Annotated in this window: 17 protein-coding genes and 1 tRNA gene; 8 read left to right on the top strand and 10 right to left on the bottom strand. The window is 55.1% G+C overall.

Going from position 1 to position 14,906, the window contains the following annotated elements; translation table 11 throughout:
* Positions 1-8: 8 nt before the first annotated feature.
* The 7 genes from fabF to AC2Q8J_RS01410 all read right to left on the bottom strand — a co-directional run bounded on the left by fabF (position 9) and on the right by AC2Q8J_RS01410 (position 5,363).
* On the bottom strand, positions 9-1,253 hold the full coding sequence (gene fabF, locus AC2Q8J_RS01440) for a beta-ketoacyl-ACP synthase II (protein WP_286695093.1): 1,245 nt from the start codon (positions 1,251-1,253) through the stop codon (positions 9-11).
* A gap of 195 nt (positions 1,254-1,448) precedes the next feature.
* Positions 1,449-1,685 carry an acyl carrier protein gene (gene acpP, locus AC2Q8J_RS01435; RefSeq protein WP_022957235.1) on the bottom strand — a complete coding sequence of 79 codons (237 nt, stop codon included), beginning with the start codon at positions 1,683-1,685 and terminating at the stop codon, positions 1,449-1,451.
* 198 nt (positions 1,686-1,883) lie between these two features.
* Positions 1,884-2,621 (bottom strand): 3-oxoacyl-ACP reductase FabG, encoded by a 738-nt coding sequence (gene fabG / locus AC2Q8J_RS01430; RefSeq protein ID WP_027873800.1) that lies wholly within the window; start codon positions 2,619-2,621, stop codon positions 1,884-1,886.
* A gap of 15 nt (positions 2,622-2,636) precedes the next feature.
* A complete protein-coding gene (gene fabD / locus AC2Q8J_RS01425; protein WP_486451959.1) occupies positions 2,637-3,575 on the bottom strand; it encodes an ACP S-malonyltransferase in 939 nt (312 codons plus the stop codon).
* Between the two features lie 56 nt (positions 3,576-3,631).
* Entirely contained in the window at positions 3,632-4,627 is a 996-nt protein-coding gene (gene plsX / locus AC2Q8J_RS01420) for a phosphate acyltransferase PlsX (RefSeq protein ID WP_486451958.1), read from the bottom strand.
* A 7-nt stretch (positions 4,628-4,634) separates the two neighbouring features.
* A complete protein-coding gene (rpmF, locus tag AC2Q8J_RS01415) occupies positions 4,635-4,814 on the bottom strand; it encodes a 50S ribosomal protein L32 (protein ID WP_022957239.1) in 180 nt (59 codons plus the stop codon).
* Positions 4,815-4,835: 21 nt separating this feature from the next.
* On the bottom strand, positions 4,836-5,363 hold the full coding sequence (locus tag AC2Q8J_RS01410) for a YceD family protein (RefSeq protein WP_486451957.1): 528 nt from the start codon (positions 5,361-5,363) through the stop codon (positions 4,836-4,838).
* Positions 5,364-5,545: 182 nt separating this feature from the next.
* Between AC2Q8J_RS01410 and AC2Q8J_RS01405 the strand changes: the two genes are divergently transcribed.
* The gene (locus AC2Q8J_RS01405) at positions 5,546-6,133 is read left to right on the top strand and encodes a Maf family protein (RefSeq protein WP_486451956.1); all 588 of its coding nucleotides are present in this window, start codon (positions 5,546-5,548) and stop codon (positions 6,131-6,133) included.
* A gap of 24 nt (positions 6,134-6,157) precedes the next feature.
* On the opposite strand, the gene AC2Q8J_RS01400 is transcribed toward AC2Q8J_RS01405, so the two are convergent.
* On the bottom strand, positions 6,158-6,796 hold the full coding sequence (locus tag AC2Q8J_RS01400; RefSeq protein ID WP_486451955.1) for an HAD family hydrolase: 639 nt from the start codon (positions 6,794-6,796) through the stop codon (positions 6,158-6,160).
* A gap of 5 nt (positions 6,797-6,801) precedes the next feature.
* Positions 6,802-7,749 (bottom strand): 23S rRNA pseudouridine(955/2504/2580) synthase RluC, encoded by a 948-nt coding sequence (gene rluC / locus AC2Q8J_RS01395; protein WP_486451954.1) that lies wholly within the window; start codon positions 7,747-7,749, stop codon positions 6,802-6,804.
* 522 nt (positions 7,750-8,271) lie between these two features.
* Between rluC and rne the strand changes: the two genes are divergently transcribed.
* The 3 genes from rne (at position 8,272) to AC2Q8J_RS01380 (ending at position 12,127) form a co-directional block, all read left to right on the top strand.
* Complete coding sequence (rne, locus tag AC2Q8J_RS01390; RefSeq protein ID WP_486451953.1) at positions 8,272-11,148, top strand: ribonuclease E; 2,877 nt, start codon at positions 8,272-8,274, stop codon at positions 11,146-11,148.
* 140 nt (positions 11,149-11,288) lie between these two features.
* Positions 11,289-11,376: transfer RNA gene (locus AC2Q8J_RS01385), tRNA-Ser, on the top strand.
* Positions 11,377-11,641: 265 nt separating this feature from the next.
* Positions 11,642-12,127, top strand: coding sequence for a hypothetical protein (locus AC2Q8J_RS01380; RefSeq protein ID WP_424143493.1), 486 nt, complete (start codon positions 11,642-11,644; stop codon positions 12,125-12,127).
* Positions 12,128-12,150: 23 nt separating this feature from the next.
* Here AC2Q8J_RS01380 and AC2Q8J_RS01375 read toward each other — a convergent pair whose 3' ends face one another.
* Complete coding sequence (locus AC2Q8J_RS01375; RefSeq protein WP_424143492.1) at positions 12,151-12,531, bottom strand: lysozyme inhibitor LprI family protein; 381 nt, start codon at positions 12,529-12,531, stop codon at positions 12,151-12,153.
* Between the two features lie 176 nt (positions 12,532-12,707).
* Here AC2Q8J_RS01375 and AC2Q8J_RS01370 point away from each other — a divergent pair, with 176 nt between their 5' ends.
* The 4 genes from AC2Q8J_RS01370 to AC2Q8J_RS01355 all read left to right on the top strand — a co-directional run bounded on the left by AC2Q8J_RS01370 (position 12,708) and on the right by AC2Q8J_RS01355 (position 14,796).
* Positions 12,708-13,130 carry a hypothetical protein gene (locus AC2Q8J_RS01370; protein WP_374973798.1) on the top strand — a complete coding sequence of 141 codons (423 nt, stop codon included), beginning with the start codon at positions 12,708-12,710 and terminating at the stop codon, positions 13,128-13,130.
* Between the two features lie 293 nt (positions 13,131-13,423).
* The gene (locus AC2Q8J_RS01365) at positions 13,424-14,092 is read left to right on the top strand and encodes a Bax inhibitor-1/YccA family protein (protein WP_486451952.1); all 669 of its coding nucleotides are present in this window, start codon (positions 13,424-13,426) and stop codon (positions 14,090-14,092) included.
* Positions 14,093-14,157: 65 nt separating this feature from the next.
* Positions 14,158-14,502: a DsrE family protein gene (locus AC2Q8J_RS01360; protein ID WP_486451951.1), complete on the top strand. Its 345-nt coding sequence runs from the start codon at positions 14,158-14,160 to the stop codon at positions 14,500-14,502.
* A gap of 3 nt (positions 14,503-14,505) precedes the next feature.
* The gene (locus AC2Q8J_RS01355) at positions 14,506-14,796 is read left to right on the top strand and encodes a hypothetical protein (protein WP_424143525.1); all 291 of its coding nucleotides are present in this window, start codon (positions 14,506-14,508) and stop codon (positions 14,794-14,796) included.
* The last annotated feature ends 110 nt before the right edge of the window (positions 14,797-14,906 follow it).

The raw sequence follows: 14,906 nt of genomic DNA, 5'->3' as shown, positions 1-14,906 counted from the left end.
GCGCCAACTCAGCCTTGATAGCGACTGAAAAGCAAGCTGCCGTTAGTGCCACCAAAACCGAACGAATTCGACATGGCGTGCTCAATCCGGCGCTGCTGGGCAGCGTTGGGAACGTAATTCAGGGTACAGCCCTCATCCGGCGTCTGTAGATTTATGGTCGGCGGCGCCACCTGATCGCGAATGGCAAGCACCGAGAATATCGCCTCAACAGCGCCAGCTGCGCCCAGCAGATGCCCAACCATCGATTTGGTGGAACTTACCGCCACCGCATCAGCCGCCGATCCCATTAAGCGCTCTATCGCCCGGCTTTCTGCAACATCGCCCGCCACCGTGGAGGTGCCGTGTGCATTGATATAATCCAGTACCGCGGCATCTTTTTGGGCATCGTTCAATGCCGCTTGCATTGCCGCTAACGCACCGCGGCCGTCTTCTGGTGGAGAGGTCATATGAAAGGCGTCGCAGCTCATACCAAAACCGCTCAACTCAGCGTAAATTGTCGCGCCGCGCTGCCTGGCAGATTCAAGTTCTTCCAGTACTAGCATGCCCGCACCATCGCCCAATACGAAGCCATCGCGCTCTTTGTCCCAGGGCCGGCTTGCGCCCTGAGGATCATCGTTGCGCGTCGACATTGCCCGCGCCGCGGCAAAGCCGCCCAAGCCAACCGGCGTGGTTGCCATCTCGGCACCACCAACGAGCATCGCATCGGCATCGCCGTAGGCGATCATGCGCGCCGCCATACCAATATTGTGGGTACCCGTGGTGCACGCAGTGGTGATCGCGATGCTTGGCCCCTGAAGGTTGTGGCGGATCGCCATCAGGCCCGCCACCATATTGATGATCGCGCCTGGTACTGTGAACGGCGACAGCTTTCTCGGGCCACTCTTCTCGATAGTCATCCGGCTTTTTTCAATCAAGCCGATACCGCCAATACCAGAACCAATAGCGGTTCCTACGCGATGCGCATTGCTGTCTTGTATCGCCAGCCCAGAATCACTCAGGGCCTGCTCTGCTGCCGCAATGCCATAGTGGATAAACGGATCAAAGCGCTTGGCTTCTTTCGCCGACATATATTCGTCGACAGAAAAATCCTTTATCGAGGCCCCAATGCGCGTTGCATACGCCGAGGTGTCAAAGCTATTTATTTCGGCAACCCCGCTGCGCCCCTCGAGAATCTGCTGCCAGCTTTCTGCAACGGAATTACCGAGTGGGCTCACCATCCCCAATCCAGTTACCACCACTCTGCGCTTTGACATGAATACCTCCAGCTACCTATTTTCTATGCTCGCTTACCCTACAGAAACTGGCTATCTGATACCGAGCTACCGCCTTTACCGGCAGAATACTATCGCAATCTGCGCGCAAACTTTATCTTCAGGCATAAAAAAAAGCCGCTCTATGTTCATAGAAACGGCTTTTTCCTTGCGGGAATTCCCGCCTGTGCAGAAAACTTACTGCAGATTTTCTTTGATGTAATCGATGGCCAGTTTCACAGTTGTGATCTTCTCGGCTTCTTCATCGGGAATTTCAGTTTCAAATTCCTCTTCAAGGGCCATTACCAGCTCAACGGTATCCAGAGAATCTGCGCCCAGATCTTCTACAAAAGAGGCAGACTCCTGCACGTCGTCTTCCTTAACACCGAGTTGCTCTGCCACAATTTTCTTGACGCGTTCTTCAATGCTACTCATGGTCCTAAATGACTCCTAATTAATTTTTAAAGTTTGGAGCGCCTGACTCACCCTAGGGCAACTCAGTCGTTCACCGAAAATAGTGATGCGTACGGCCCAGCACTTGGACGCTAATTCTACATCGACTACCGACGCTTGTGCATAGCTAAAACAGAAAAATTCGACATTTCTAGAAAGAAAGCCCTATTTTTCAAATGTTTACGCCATATACATACCGCCATTTACATGAATTGTCTCACCCGTAATGTAAGCCCCGGCATCACTCGCCAAAAACGCGACAACGGCCGCAATTTCCTCGGGCTGCCCCAGGCGCTGCAGAGGAATTTGCCCCGCGAGGGATTCACGCTGCTCCTCGGGCAATTTCTTCGTCATGTCCGTATCAATAAACCCCGGCGCTACGCTGTTCACCGTGATTCCACGAGAACCAATCTCCCGGGCAAGCGCTCGAGTAAAGCCGTCCATTCCGGCCTTTGCCGCGGCGTAATTGGCCTGACCTGCATTGCCCATTGAGCCCACAACAGAGCTGATATTGATAATTCGCCCCCAGCGCGCCTTAGTCATGCCGCGCAGGCTGGCTTTTGCAATGCGATAAAGAGAGTTGAGATTAGTGTCGATGACATCGAACCACTCCTCTTCTTTCATTCGCATCATAATATTGTCTTTGGTAATACCGGCGTTATTCACCAGTACAGTGGGTGCACCGTATTGCTCACCAATAGCCTTAAGCACGGCGTCCACTGACTGTGATGACGCAACATCCAATACCATTCCGCAGCCCGTCACGCCCTGCTCAGCGAAGCCTGCAGATATTGACTCTGCGCCTGACTCCGATGTAGCCGTGCCAACGACGGTGTAACCTGCCTCGCCTAGTGCCAGAGCGATTGCCCGCCCAATACCGCGACTTGCTCCGGTCACCAATGCAACTTTATCACTCATACAACGACTTCCTTATTATTCAGCGACCGCAGCCAGTGCGGCCTCTAGGGTTTCTGGACTCTCCACGTTCAAGCACTGCAGCGATTTCTGAATTCGCTTATTCAAGCCACTCAGCACCTTACCTGGCCCGCACTCTACCGTCATTTCGATCCCAGAGTCGGTCATTGTCTGCACACAGGACACCCATTTGACCGCACTGTATATCTGCTGAGTCAGCAATTCCTTGATCTGAGCCGGGTTTGCTTCAGTTTGTGCGTGAACATTGTGCACCACGGGAATGACAGGCGCGTTAATCGTCAATTCTGCCAAGGCTTGGGCTAGCTTTTCACCCGCTGGGCGCATCAATGAAGTATGGAAAGGGGCGCTCACCGGCAGCAACATCGCGCGCTTGGCACCGGCGTCTTTCAGCGCACCCAGCGCCGCTTCCACAGCCTGGGTATGTCCCGCCACAACCACCTGTCCAGGCGAGTTGTAATTCACCGCCTCAACAACGCCCTCAGTTGCCGCACAAATCTCTTCAATTTTCGCGTCATCCAACCCCAGCACAGCCGCCATAGCGCCCTCACCCACCGGCACGGCAGTCTGCATATATTGGCCACGCGCACGAACCAGTCGCACGGCGTCAGCAAAGTCGATTGCACCGGCACAGACCAGCGCAGAGAACTCACCCAGGCTGTGCCCGGCCATCATCGCCGGGCGCAGGCCACCCTGTGCTAACCACAGGCGCCACACCGCCACACTAGCGGTAAGCAACACGGGCTGTGTCGTCTCGGTCAGATTCAGCTGGGCCTGCTCGCCCTCTTGAACCAACGCCCACATATCGTAATCCAGGGCGTCAGAGGCCTCGGCAAAGGTGTTCTTCACCTCGGGAAAGGCTGCCACTAAATCGGCAAGCATGCCGACTTTCTGCGAACCTTGTCCGGGAAAAACGAATGCTAACTTCTTTGCTTCCATCAGTTGTACATCCTTTGTTATCTATTCACTTATTGATTTTTAAATGGCGCATCGCGCTACAAATGCTCGGCGATGCGCGCTGGTAGATCCTGGCCGACTGCCCTAGCGGCTTGCTGGATTGCCGCTAGAAAACCTTTTTCATCAGAGCTGCCATGACTTTTCACAACCACTCCCTTCAGCCCGAGCAGTACAGCGCCGTTGTAATGACGCGGGTCGTGCCGCTTTTGAAAACGCTTTAGCACCGGCAACAACAATAAACCGACCAAGCGCCCGAGAAGGGTTTCGCGCAGCTGAGCACGCAGTGTTCGATTGATAAATGACGCCGTACCTTCACTCACCTTCAAGGCGATATTGCCAACAAAGCCATCGCAAACCACCACATCGACCTCACTGCCAAAAATATCCCCTCCTTCAACGAAGCCCACGTAGTTAAGCCGTGGTTCCTCGTTCAACAGCGCCGCCGTGTCTTGCATCAGTGCGGTCCCCTTTATCAGCTCCTCACCAATGTTCAATAAACCAACGCGCGGCTGGGCAGCGCCATCCACAACGCTGCACAGAGCACTCCCCATCACTGCGTACTGGCGAAGTTCTTCAGCACTGCACTCGACATTTGCGCCGAGATCCAGCATGAAGGTGTGATGGTGGTCGGAGGGGATTGGGGCGCAGATCGCGGGCCGGCGAATGCCGTCCATGCGCTGGACAATAATGCAGCTCATTGCCACGAGTGCGCCCGTGTTTCCGGCGCTAAGCACCGCTGACACCTGGCCATCACGAAGCAGCTCTAAAGCGATCGCCATGGACGACTGGCGTTTTGTTCGAAGTGCCGAAGCAGGTTTATCATCCATCAGCACCACATCCGGCGCATGGACAATAGATAAGCGGTCGAGGGGCGCGCTGGAATCAGCCAGGGCAGCACGAATAGCGGGCTCGTCGCCTACTAGCGTGATATGAAGTTCTGAATTCTCGTTCAGTGCGAGAACGGAGGCGGGAATCGTAGAGCGGAGACCGAAGTCTCCGCCCATTGCATCAACGGCTAGCCGCAGTGATGCCACGCAAATGTTAGTCGTCTTTACCAGCGACTACTTTACGGCCACGGAAGAAACCGTCAGCGGTAACGTTATGGCGCAGATGCTTTTCACCGCTAGTCTGGTCTACTGACAGCGCTGCGCTAGACAGTGCATCGTGTGAACGACGCATGCCGCGACGAGAACGGGTCTTCTTGCTTTTCTGAACAGCCATGGCTCAACAATTCCTCTTCACTTAATCTTGGGGTTTTAATGACCCCAGTACAGAAAAAGGCGACTCGCCCTTCTCTTCAATTCCGGCGCCTTCCGGCGCGGGATAGTCAGTTGGCGCGGTGGTTTTGCACTCGTCTATATCGTGGTAGCTAACGAAAGGCGTGCTGATAATCAGCTCGTCTTGCAATAACTCATCGAGCGCCAGTAGCTCTTCACCCAAAATCACCGGATCCAATGACTTCGGCAAAGCTTTGGCCTGCTCCTCGGTCCACACTAGAGCGAGAGCGAATTCCGCCGCAATTTCAATGGGCATGGGCTGTAAACAGCGCTCGCAGCTCACTTCGACTGCAGCACGAGCCTTCCCATCCACTCGGTAAAACCCCTGTTCATCTCGATACAGCTTGATATCGGCCAGTACTTCGCCGTTATCAGAAGCCAGTCCCACCGCAAAACGGGGTAACTCGCTTACGCTGATCTTCGCGCAAATTTCCGCAGCGCTGATGCAGAGTTTCCTCGCATCCAGCTGCTTAGGCAGGGGCTGTCTTTGCATAAGCGCGCAATCATAGGGATTTGACCGGGCGATGTCAAAGCAAAAAGCCGTATTTTTAGGCGCTTACGCCGCCTTCTCGCGCACACAAGAACCGCGGGCAAGCCACTGCCCCCAAGCCCCTGCAAATTGGCGGCAGGGATTCTGCTAAACTACCCGAAACTTCTGACCGGACCCCGCATTAAATGGCCAGCCCCACCAGGATCGTACTCGCCTCTAGCTCGCGCTACCGCCAGCAATTAATCAGCCAACTCGGCATACAAGCCGAGTGTCACGCTCCGAATATCGACGAAACACCATTAAATACGGAAAAGCCCGCAGAGACCGCGCTGCGCCTAGCGCGGCAGAAAGCCGTCCACGTGGCCACTCAGCACAAAGACGCCCTAGTTATTGGCAGTGATCAAGTTGCAGACCTCGACGGCATCGCGCTGGGCAAGCCCGGCGACCGGGACCGAACCATTGAGCAACTTCAAGCTTGCTCCGGCAAAACGCTGCACTTCCACACCGGCCTATGCCTGATTAACAGTCAAAGCGGCCGCCAGCAGAACTGCGTAGAAACGTTTACCGTCTATTTTCGCTCCTTGACCACCGATCAGATCATTCGCTATGTGGACAATGAGCCCGCGTTCGACTGCGCCGGCGGCTTCAAAATGGAGGGCTTAGGCATTAGTTTATTTGAGCGCCTGAGCGGCGACGACCCCAATACCCTGATTGGCTTACCGCTCATACGCTTGGTGGATTTTTTGACCAAAGAGGGCTACGCCCTCCCCTAGGCAACCCTGCCCCGCGAGCCTGACTTAGCGCGGCAGCGCCGCATCCAGATGGTCGAAATGGTCGATAATGGCGCGAGGCCCCCACTGCTTTAGGCGATCAGGATGATGCACGCCGTAACTAACACCTATCGACGGCATACCAAAGCGATGAGCCATCTCCAGGTCGTACTCCGTATCGCCGACCATGACCGCGTCATGCGGCGCGACACCCAGGGCCTCACACAATTCACGCAACATCAACGGATCTGGCTTTGACGCCGTTTCATCGGCGCAGCGACTGGCAGTAAACAGCGCGGCCTCCGGCAAGTGCGAGAATACCCGGTTCAAGCCCTTGCGACTTTTGCCCGTTGCCACGCACAACTGATGGCCCGCCGCGTGCAAGCGCCGCAAACCACGCTCAACCCCGTCAAAATAGGAGCATGGCTGGCGATCAGCCTCCACAAAACGCCGTGCGTAGGCATCGCGAATCTCGGCGACACCCGCTGTAGACCTCGAAGGAAAAAGAATCGCAATCGCGCGACTCAGTTCCAAGCCAATAATATCGCGCACCTCAGCCGGGCTCGGCGGCGCGACGCCACAGTCGGCAGCGGCCTGGCGCATGCACGCCACGATCTTGTCAGATGAATCGAGCAGCGTCCCATCCCAGTCAAAAATAATAAGCATGACGGCTAGTTACCCTCGCTTTCTAGAACTTTTTGCAGGTCACTTGGCAGAGGCGCTTCCACCGAGACTTTCCTTTCACCCAAAGTAAAAGACAACGAATGGGCATGCAGAAATAAACGCTTTAAGCCCTTTTCCCGAAAACGCTGATTCGCCGCGTCGTCCCCATATTTATCGTCGCCGAGAATCGGATGCCCGGCGTACTGGCAGTGAACGCGAATTTGATGGGTGCGCCCGGTAATTGGTCTGGCCTCCACCAAGCTTGCACCCTCAATACGCTTGAGCAGCCGATATTCGGTGAGCGAGACCTTTCCCTCAATACCTGCACGAACCATCCTTTCACCGGACTGCAGCACATTTTTCTGCAGTCGCACATTCACCTGGTTTTTGCGTACAGGCCAACTCCCACCCACCAGCGCAAGATAACGCTTATCTACTGCATGTTTTTTCTGAAGAAGTTGATGTAATTCCTTAAGCACGCTTCTTTTTTTCGAAACCATGACACAGCCTGAGGTGTCGCGATCAAGGCGGTGAACCAACTCCAAATGCCGACACTCCGGATATATTTGGCGCAGAGATTCAATCAGACCCTTCGACACACCACTGCCGCCATGCACCGCCAATCCCGAGGGCTTATTGACTATCATCAAGCCCTCATCTTCGTAGATCACCGCATCGCGGATCCGCGCTGCCAGGGAAGTCGACACAGGCACCGTCTCGCGCTGCGCCAACCGAACAGGCGGAATACGTAACACATCCCCCGCCATGAGCTTGTATGCCGGCTTAGCCCGCGATTTATTCACTCGCACTTCGCCACGGCGTAAAATGTTATAAATCTTAGACTTAGGAACACCTTTTAACTCTCTCATTAAAAAGTTATCCAGCCTCTGCCCGGCAAAATCGTCAGTCACGGTGACAAACCGCACTGCGGGATTAACTAATCCGTCTGAACTCACTCAAAACCTCGGTAAATCATTGAGACAACTACTGAATACTGCTATATTCCAACGCGTAGCCGTTGGGCCCGGTTCCCGCCACAGCAGGGCTGTGTTGCAAGGGAAAACCGCCAACCGTCTACAGAGGCAGATATCGCCATAGGGAATTTGGCAGCGCCTCACCACGTGAACAAACAGTGTACCGGCGGCATTTTAGCGTAGTGCCGGTACATAAAACATTGTGCTGCCGAGATTTGCCGGCACCGTAGATGTGATAGAACTCTGTAAAAGCGACGTACGAATAGACGTTACCGATATTTGGCGCGTATACCCTGTGCCTACCGTATTAGACGAACGACGACCAGCGCGTGAACAATCGCGCCGAGAAAAGCGCGGCAACAAACGACCATGCCGCACACAATGAGAACGCTGGCCGAAAACGGCCCCGGCGCCCATAAGGCCCAATCGACTCATTGCAACGCTTATAGATGCTCAATCACGTGAGCGGCCCGACAGATCCCGGCTTTTGGGATTTGATAGCTCATGAAAAGAATGCTTATTAACGCAACTCAGCCAGAAGAGTTGCGTGTTGCCCTCGTAGACGGGCAACGCCTTTACGACCTGGATATCGAGAACCGTACCCGCGTCCAGAAAAAAGCCAACGTATACAAGGGTAAAATTACCCGCGTTGAACCCAGCCTTGAAGCCGCTTTTGTCGACTTCGGCGCCGAACGCCACGGTTTTCTTCCCCTTAAAGAAATCTCCAAAGAATATTTCTACCGCAACCCTTCTGACGTTTCCGGCCGTGCGAAAATCAAGGACCTTGTAAAAGAAGGCACCGAAGTTATCGTTCAGGTTGAAAAAGAAGAGCGCGGCAACAAAGGCGCTGCACTCACAACCTTTATTAGTCTCGCCGGCCGCTACATGGTACTGATGCCTAACAATCCCCGTGCCGGCGGTATTTCTCGTCGCATTGAGGGAGAGGAGCGCGCCGCTTTGCGCGATGCGCTGAACAGCATCAACATCCCAGACAGCATGGGCGTCATTGTTCGAACAGCGGGCATCGGCCGCAGCTCGGAAGAACTGCAGTGGGATTTAGACTACCTTCTTCACCTGTGGTCAGCGATTCAGCAAGCCGGTGAAGAGCGCAAGGCTCCGGTGCTTATCCTGCAGGAAAGCAACGTTATTATCCGCGCAATTCGCGACTATTTGCGCGACGATATCGACCAGGTCTTGATCGATTCTGAGGAGTCCTACAACGAAGCGATGCACTTCGTTGAACAGGTGATGCCGCACTTTAAAAACAAGGTGCGCTACTACCAAGACCAGGTTCCCCTATTCAACCGTTACCAGATAGAGTCCCAGATTGAATCGGCCTTCCAGCGCGAGGTTCAACTCCCCAGCGGCGGCTCTATCGTTATCGACCCAACAGAGGCACTCGTCTCCATCGATATCAACTCTGCCAGAGCAACCAAGGGCGGCGATATCGAGGAAACAGCACTGCAAACCAACCTTGAAGCGGCTGATGAGATTGCCCGCCAGTTACGGCTGCGTGATATCGGTGGCCTGATCGTTGTCGATTTTATCGACATGATGGCAGCCAAAAACCAACGCGAAGTGGAAAACCGGGTTCGGGATGCCATGGCAACCGACCGCGCCCGCATCCAAACCGGGCGAATCTCGCGCTTTGGCCTGCTTGAAATGTCTCGCCAACGTCTCCGCCCCTCTCTGGGCGAGACCAGCGCCAAAGTCTGCCCCCGCTGTAGCGGCCAGGGCACTATTCGCGACACCAAATCCCTCGCCCTGTCGATTCTTCGCCTCGTTGAAGAGGAAGCGAACAAAGAGAAAAGCGCCGAAATTCGCGCCATTGTTCCCGTCAATGTTGGCTCATATCTGCTGAACGAAAAGCGCACAGCAATACACGACATCGAACAGCGCAGTAACGTGCGTGTGGTAGTGATCCCCGCCCCACACCTGGACACGCCACATTTCGAGGTAGCCCGCCTGCGCGAGAGCGACATCGACGGCGATGCCGAGGTCAGCTACAAAATTGCCGCTGAAGCGGAAAGTGAAGACGAGCAAATCAAGGCCCCACAAGCGCCGGCCGCCGCCCCCGCTGCTGTGGTTCGCACCCTGGCGCCCAAAACACCGGCACCAGCACCCTCGCCGGCAAGCGACAAACCCGCCGACAATAAGCCTGCTGAGCAAAAGGCGGATGAGGAAGGCTTTTTCAGCAAGCTAGGTAAAAGTATCGCCGCCTTCTTTAAAGGCGAAGAGCCTGAACCCGAGCCCACTCCTGAACCACGCCGCGCCAATAATCGCAACCGCAACAACAACCGCGGCGGTCAGAACCGCAACAACAACCGCGGTGGCCAGAACCGCAACCGCAATCGTCGCCCCAACGACCAGCGCAATCGCAACAACCAAGGTGGTGACAGCGACACAGCGAAAGCGAACAGCGAACGCGGCGGCAACAAGCAAAACCGCGATAAGCGCAATGACGAGCGCGGTGACAATCGCAGCGATAGCCGCAACAACAACCGCAATCGCAACCGTAATCGCAATGATCGCGACAATACGGCGGCGAACAAAGGCAATGACAAGCCCAGCAACGACACGCGCAAGCCGGAAAACGATCAGGCCGACAGCGATAACAAGGGCAATGAGTCAAACAATCGCCCGCGTCGCCGCGGCAACCGCCGCCCTCGCGGCCCCCAGGAACGTAAACGCAGTGCCGCACCCGTAGATGCTTTGCCGGAAGAAGCACGCAACAGTATTGTTGCTGAGGAGACTGCAGAAGATGCGAAGGTAAACACTGAAGCGGCTCAGACGACAGAGGCGCCCATCACAGCGGCTGAGGCTCCCGCACCCCGCAGCGAGGAAACGCCGAACCAAGCTACTGCGCCCACTGCCCCGGCTGCAGACGTGAAGGACACCGTCAGCAACGACTCAGTGGAGGTAGAGGCAACTGAAAACGCCGTTACTGAAAACGAGCCGGCGCCAGCCAAGCGTAATGAAGAGGCCGAATCGACAGCGACGGAAGACAGCGCAACCGAAGCCGTGGTAGCGGACACTGAAGCGACACCACCGTCCGATACGCCGGCGCAGGACGTCGAACCAGCCGCTGAAGCACCGGCTGAGCCGTCAGCACCGGATACGGCGGCTGAACCAGCATCAGAGCCCGAAGCGCCGATTGCAGCGAGCGAGCCTAATGCCGCGCCGTCCCCCGCCGCTCCCAGCAGCGTTGCCAAGCCGCAAGGCAGAGCCGCCAACGATCCGCGCGTTGCACCCAGCCCGGTTGGCACTGTGGATATCACCACGGCGCAACCGCAAGCGCCAGTGCTAGACGCCAGTGTTATGGCGCAACCTAACCCGGATCGTCCGAAGCTGCCAAGGGCGGCCAACGACCCCCGGAACTAAGTTTGACGATATCTCACCTAAGCCCGGCAATTGCCGGGCTTTTTTTGCCTAATTTTTAGCCACACCCATCTGATTTATAAGTCTTTTTTAGAAATACGCTTGTTTCAGAAACAAACCTAGGTATAATCTCGGGCTTCTCCGGAGGGGTGGCTGAGTGGTCGAAAGCACCGGTCTTGAAAACCGGCGACGGGCGACCGTCCCAGGGTTCGAATCCCTGCCCCTCCGCCATTTCTTTCTCAGTATTCACCGCCCTCTTCTGCTCCTGTATCGCACTGAAAGCCCGACCAGGAACGTCATCCCAGCGCAACTGGGTACTTTTTATTTTCGCTTAGCTCGGCACTAACACCCTCTACGGATATACTTTATTCGCTCACTGAGCGATTAAAGCGCGCCATCGACGCGAAAATCACATTGGGCAGCAAGTAGCCTGATCAAAACTGGCCGCATTCGGAAGGAAGGTGCAAGAACGCTCAATGTTGAGGCAGCTGGAACTATGACAATCGCCCTATCGCTTGCTCAGTCGCGTTGGATCGCACTCAGCGTCACATCATTCGGTTTTGCACTTTTCTCCTCCCTCTGTTTGGGGTTTTCGCTACCACCAGATAGCGAGCCGTCGCACAGCGTCAATGTCACGCCAAACTTCACGACACCGCCTGTGAAGCTACCTCTGGCGCACGGCAAGGCCGTGTCTTTTGGCATAAAAGACTGCAAGGTATACCGGCTGACAGACGCCGAGGGCGCAGCACCGCGCTGGAGTCTGCTATTCAAACCCGCCCCGTATTTTTTGCCGCAACAATGCGTGAGAGAACAACTCGCGTTTGACGGCAAGTACATTCAAATTGAAATCGGCACGCAGGCCTTGGGTGCAGGAGGCTGCTGCACCACTTACGCGGCCTACCGCAGTCAGGATGGGGAAAACTGGCAGGTTCGACGCGCTACATCGACGGAGAAATGGCAGGTACTCGACACGCCAAAATAAGGCTGCCCGACATCACCCTATTATCACTGTACTTCGTAGAGCTCCTGCAGCTGGCGCACCCGCGCGTTAGTGAGGTCTGTCAGGCAACTAAGTTCGTCCACGTGCCGGGAGCTACCCCCACTCATTAACCGAAAGACCGCTGCACAATGTTGGTCCCGATAATTCTGCCAGGCAGCTTGGCCCTGAATTAGGCTGTGCTTGATCTCCTCTCGTTCGACTAAAAAATCCTCAAAGCCATTATCGTCAATTTTCGCCTGAATCAACGTCAGGGTACCGGCTAGACTCGACTCCGCATCATCAAACGCCGCCTGGGACACACAATACTCTTTCGGGAAATCACAAATAGGCTCGGCATAACACGCCATTCCTAGCATCAATACGACCGCGATTACACAATATTTCATCCACCGACTCCTCCCCTTACGCGGCCCAGACCGAGCGGCAGACGACCGACAGCGACGCGAGCAATGTTTGACGCTACCATAGCAAACGAATGTAGTGTCGAGCATCACTGCCATTGCCGGCAATTGGGCAGAGCAGTTAACACCGGGCCTCGACACGCTAACGAAGGGAATCACCAATGATTTCGAGTGAAGGACAAAGGCCCGTCGGCCTGACGGCATCATACCTTCATCAACTCTTTCCTGCGGCCATGGCTACGGCGGTGTTCGCGGCGTTTGCCCATGCGGGTCTCGTAGCCATCGCCGCACGATCGATCGGGCTGGAGCTGCTCTATATAGCCGGGCTCAGTTTTGTGGTTGCACTAGTCCCGGCCTTGGCTGGCGGGGCCATTTTACTGCTGATTTGCGGCATATTCGCCCTGCGGCTACCGGCATCGCTATTATTGTTTTTTGTCGTCATCCAAGCCGTGGCCATCGAGCTAGAAATGTTATTTTTTGAAGGCGGGTTTAACGACATTTCCTGGCAGTACGGGCTTATCACCGCTCCCGCCTCAGTAGTCGCTTGGTACCGCTCGGTCTACTACGCTCACAAAAACACATGAAAAGTGGCATTTACCAACAGCCCAGCAACAGTGGCCTGATATTTATACCCTCGCTGCAGCGAGCTAGCTGGAGAATGAAAACATTCAGTAATATCCTATTCCACGACGTTTAAGCAGGCTTTTCAATGGCTTACCAAGCCAATAAGCCAGTCCCATCGTAGACATTGCACGGATTTCTTCCCTCCTCGCCTCGAATCACTATCAAGTACAAAAATAGCTGCGTTTCGAGTTTCCAAAGTCGTGTCTAGTGCGTATCATTTGATGAGATGATGCTTTTAACAACGGAGTTAATCATGCAAGAAAAAGCGGTTTTTCAGTCCACTACCACGGCCCCCGCCGTTGAGGTTAGTAAGGTTCTGCGCAACACCTATATGTTGCTGGGGCTAACCCTGCTCAATAGTGCGCTGTTTTCCGGTTTGGCAATGGCTATGGAACTTGGGCGCGGTGCAGCCCTGGGCCTGTCACTTGGCGGTCTGGTAATGCTGTTTGTTGTCAATGCCACAGCAAACTCCGGCAAGGGCTTGATTGCAACCTTTGTGTTTACCGCGCTTATGGGTGCAGCACTGGGCCCTATGCTCAGCGCTTATCTGGCACTTCCCAATGGCCCTGAGCTGGTAATGCAAGCCCTTGGCGGCACAGCGCTGGTCTTCTTCGGTCTGTCAGCCTATGCACTGACCAGCCGCAAGGACTTCTCCTTCCTCGGCGGATTCCTGATGGTCGGCCTGCTTGTTATCGTCGTGGCGAGTATTGCCAACATCTTCTTTCAGGTGCCAGCGGCGTCTTTGGCGATATCGGCAGCAGCCGTCTTCATTATGTCTGGCCTGATCCTGTTTGATACCAGCCGTATTATCCACGGCGGTGAAACAAACTATATCCGCGCCACCGTTGCGTTGTACCTGGATATCTACAACCTATTCGTACACCTGCTGCACCTACTGGGTGTATTCAGCGGCGACGATTAAGCCCCGTTTCGGCCCCACTTTCAGGTGGGGCCTTATCTCTATTCAGTAACTGACCATTCTTTACTATGCGCTTTGCCATTATGCTCAACGGTGTCAACGCAAAGGGCAATACCCCACACGCTATTGGCTTCTGCGAAGCACTGCTTGCCGCGGGGCATGAGTTAGGCTGTATTTTTTTCAGTGGCGAGAGTGTTGCACTGGCAATCTCCGACCCCGACTCGGCCTCAGAACTAGAACAGTGGCAAGCCATCGCTGAGCGATCAGGTACCGAGCTCAGCCTTTGCAGCAATAGCGCGAGCGCACGAGGATTGACGCCCGAGAAGCTGCCCGAACACTGTGCGATAGCCGGGCTGGCCTACTGGCTCGAGCAAGACAGCCGAGCACAACGCAGTCTGCGATTTTCGGGGTAGACCATGCTGCTGCTAGTGAGCCAAAACCACGCACTTCAACACGCCTGCGACTTGGCACTCACCGCCCTCGTGTTTGGCCAAGACGTTCAGTTTGTGTTGTGGCCTGATGTTTTCGCTTCGCTCTGCGCAAATCCGCTGCTTTGCTCGCAACTCGAGGAATTCGGCCTCACCCGCATCTACACCACAGGCGCCACGACCACCGCAACTCACGCGACTGGCATTGAGGTAACCGCACTGAGCGATTCGGCGCTGCAAACCCTTATTGCCAGTGAAGAAAAGGCACTCAGCTTTTGACCACGCTACACCTATTAAAGGCTAACGACAGCCTGGAACGCGCCCTACCGTGCATTGCCTGCGGTGATGTCGTGGTTTACCTGAATACTCTCGCGGCGCAACATGCGCAA

This window comes from Spongiibacter sp. C9W (genome assembly GCF_057370015.1).
This window is presented reverse-complemented; position numbering and strand designations above follow the sequence as displayed.

Excerpts from the sequence above, each read along its gene's own strand:
- fabF (WP_286695093.1), bottom strand. The coding sequence starts at position 1,253 with ATGTCAAAGCGCAGAGTGGTGGTAACTGGATTGGGGATGGTGAGCCCA.
- acpP (WP_022957235.1), bottom strand. The coding sequence starts at position 1,685 with ATGAGTAGCATTGAAGAACGCGTCAAGAAAATTGTGGCAGAGCAACTC.
- fabG (WP_027873800.1), bottom strand. The coding sequence starts at position 2,621 with ATGAGTGATAAAGTTGCATTGGTGACCGGAGCAAGTCGCGGTATTGGG.
- fabD (WP_486451959.1), bottom strand. The coding sequence starts at position 3,575 with ATGGAAGCAAAGAAGTTAGCATTCGTTTTTCCCGGACAAGGTTCGCAG.
- rpmF (WP_022957239.1), bottom strand. The coding sequence starts at position 4,814 with ATGGCTGTTCAGAAAAGCAAGAAGACCCGTTCTCGTCGCGGCATGCGT.
- AC2Q8J_RS01410 (WP_486451957.1), bottom strand. The coding sequence starts at position 5,363 with ATGCAAAGACAGCCCCTGCCTAAGCAGCTGGATGCGAGGAAACTCTGC.
- AC2Q8J_RS01405 (WP_486451956.1), top strand. The coding sequence starts at position 5,546 with ATGGCCAGCCCCACCAGGATCGTACTCGCCTCTAGCTCGCGCTACCGC.
- AC2Q8J_RS01400 (WP_486451955.1), bottom strand. The coding sequence starts at position 6,796 with ATGCTTATTATTTTTGACTGGGATGGGACGCTGCTCGATTCATCTGAC.
- rne (WP_486451953.1), top strand. The coding sequence starts at position 8,272 with ATGAAAAGAATGCTTATTAACGCAACTCAGCCAGAAGAGTTGCGTGTT.
- AC2Q8J_RS01380 (WP_424143493.1), top strand. The coding sequence starts at position 11,642 with ATGACAATCGCCCTATCGCTTGCTCAGTCGCGTTGGATCGCACTCAGC.
- AC2Q8J_RS01375 (WP_424143492.1), bottom strand. The coding sequence starts at position 12,531 with ATGAAATATTGTGTAATCGCGGTCGTATTGATGCTAGGAATGGCGTGT.
- AC2Q8J_RS01370 (WP_374973798.1), top strand. The coding sequence starts at position 12,708 with ATGATTTCGAGTGAAGGACAAAGGCCCGTCGGCCTGACGGCATCATAC.
- AC2Q8J_RS01365 (WP_486451952.1), top strand. The coding sequence starts at position 13,424 with ATGCAAGAAAAAGCGGTTTTTCAGTCCACTACCACGGCCCCCGCCGTT.
- AC2Q8J_RS01360 (WP_486451951.1), top strand. The coding sequence starts at position 14,158 with ATGCGCTTTGCCATTATGCTCAACGGTGTCAACGCAAAGGGCAATACC.
- AC2Q8J_RS01355 (WP_424143525.1), top strand. The coding sequence starts at position 14,506 with ATGCTGCTGCTAGTGAGCCAAAACCACGCACTTCAACACGCCTGCGAC.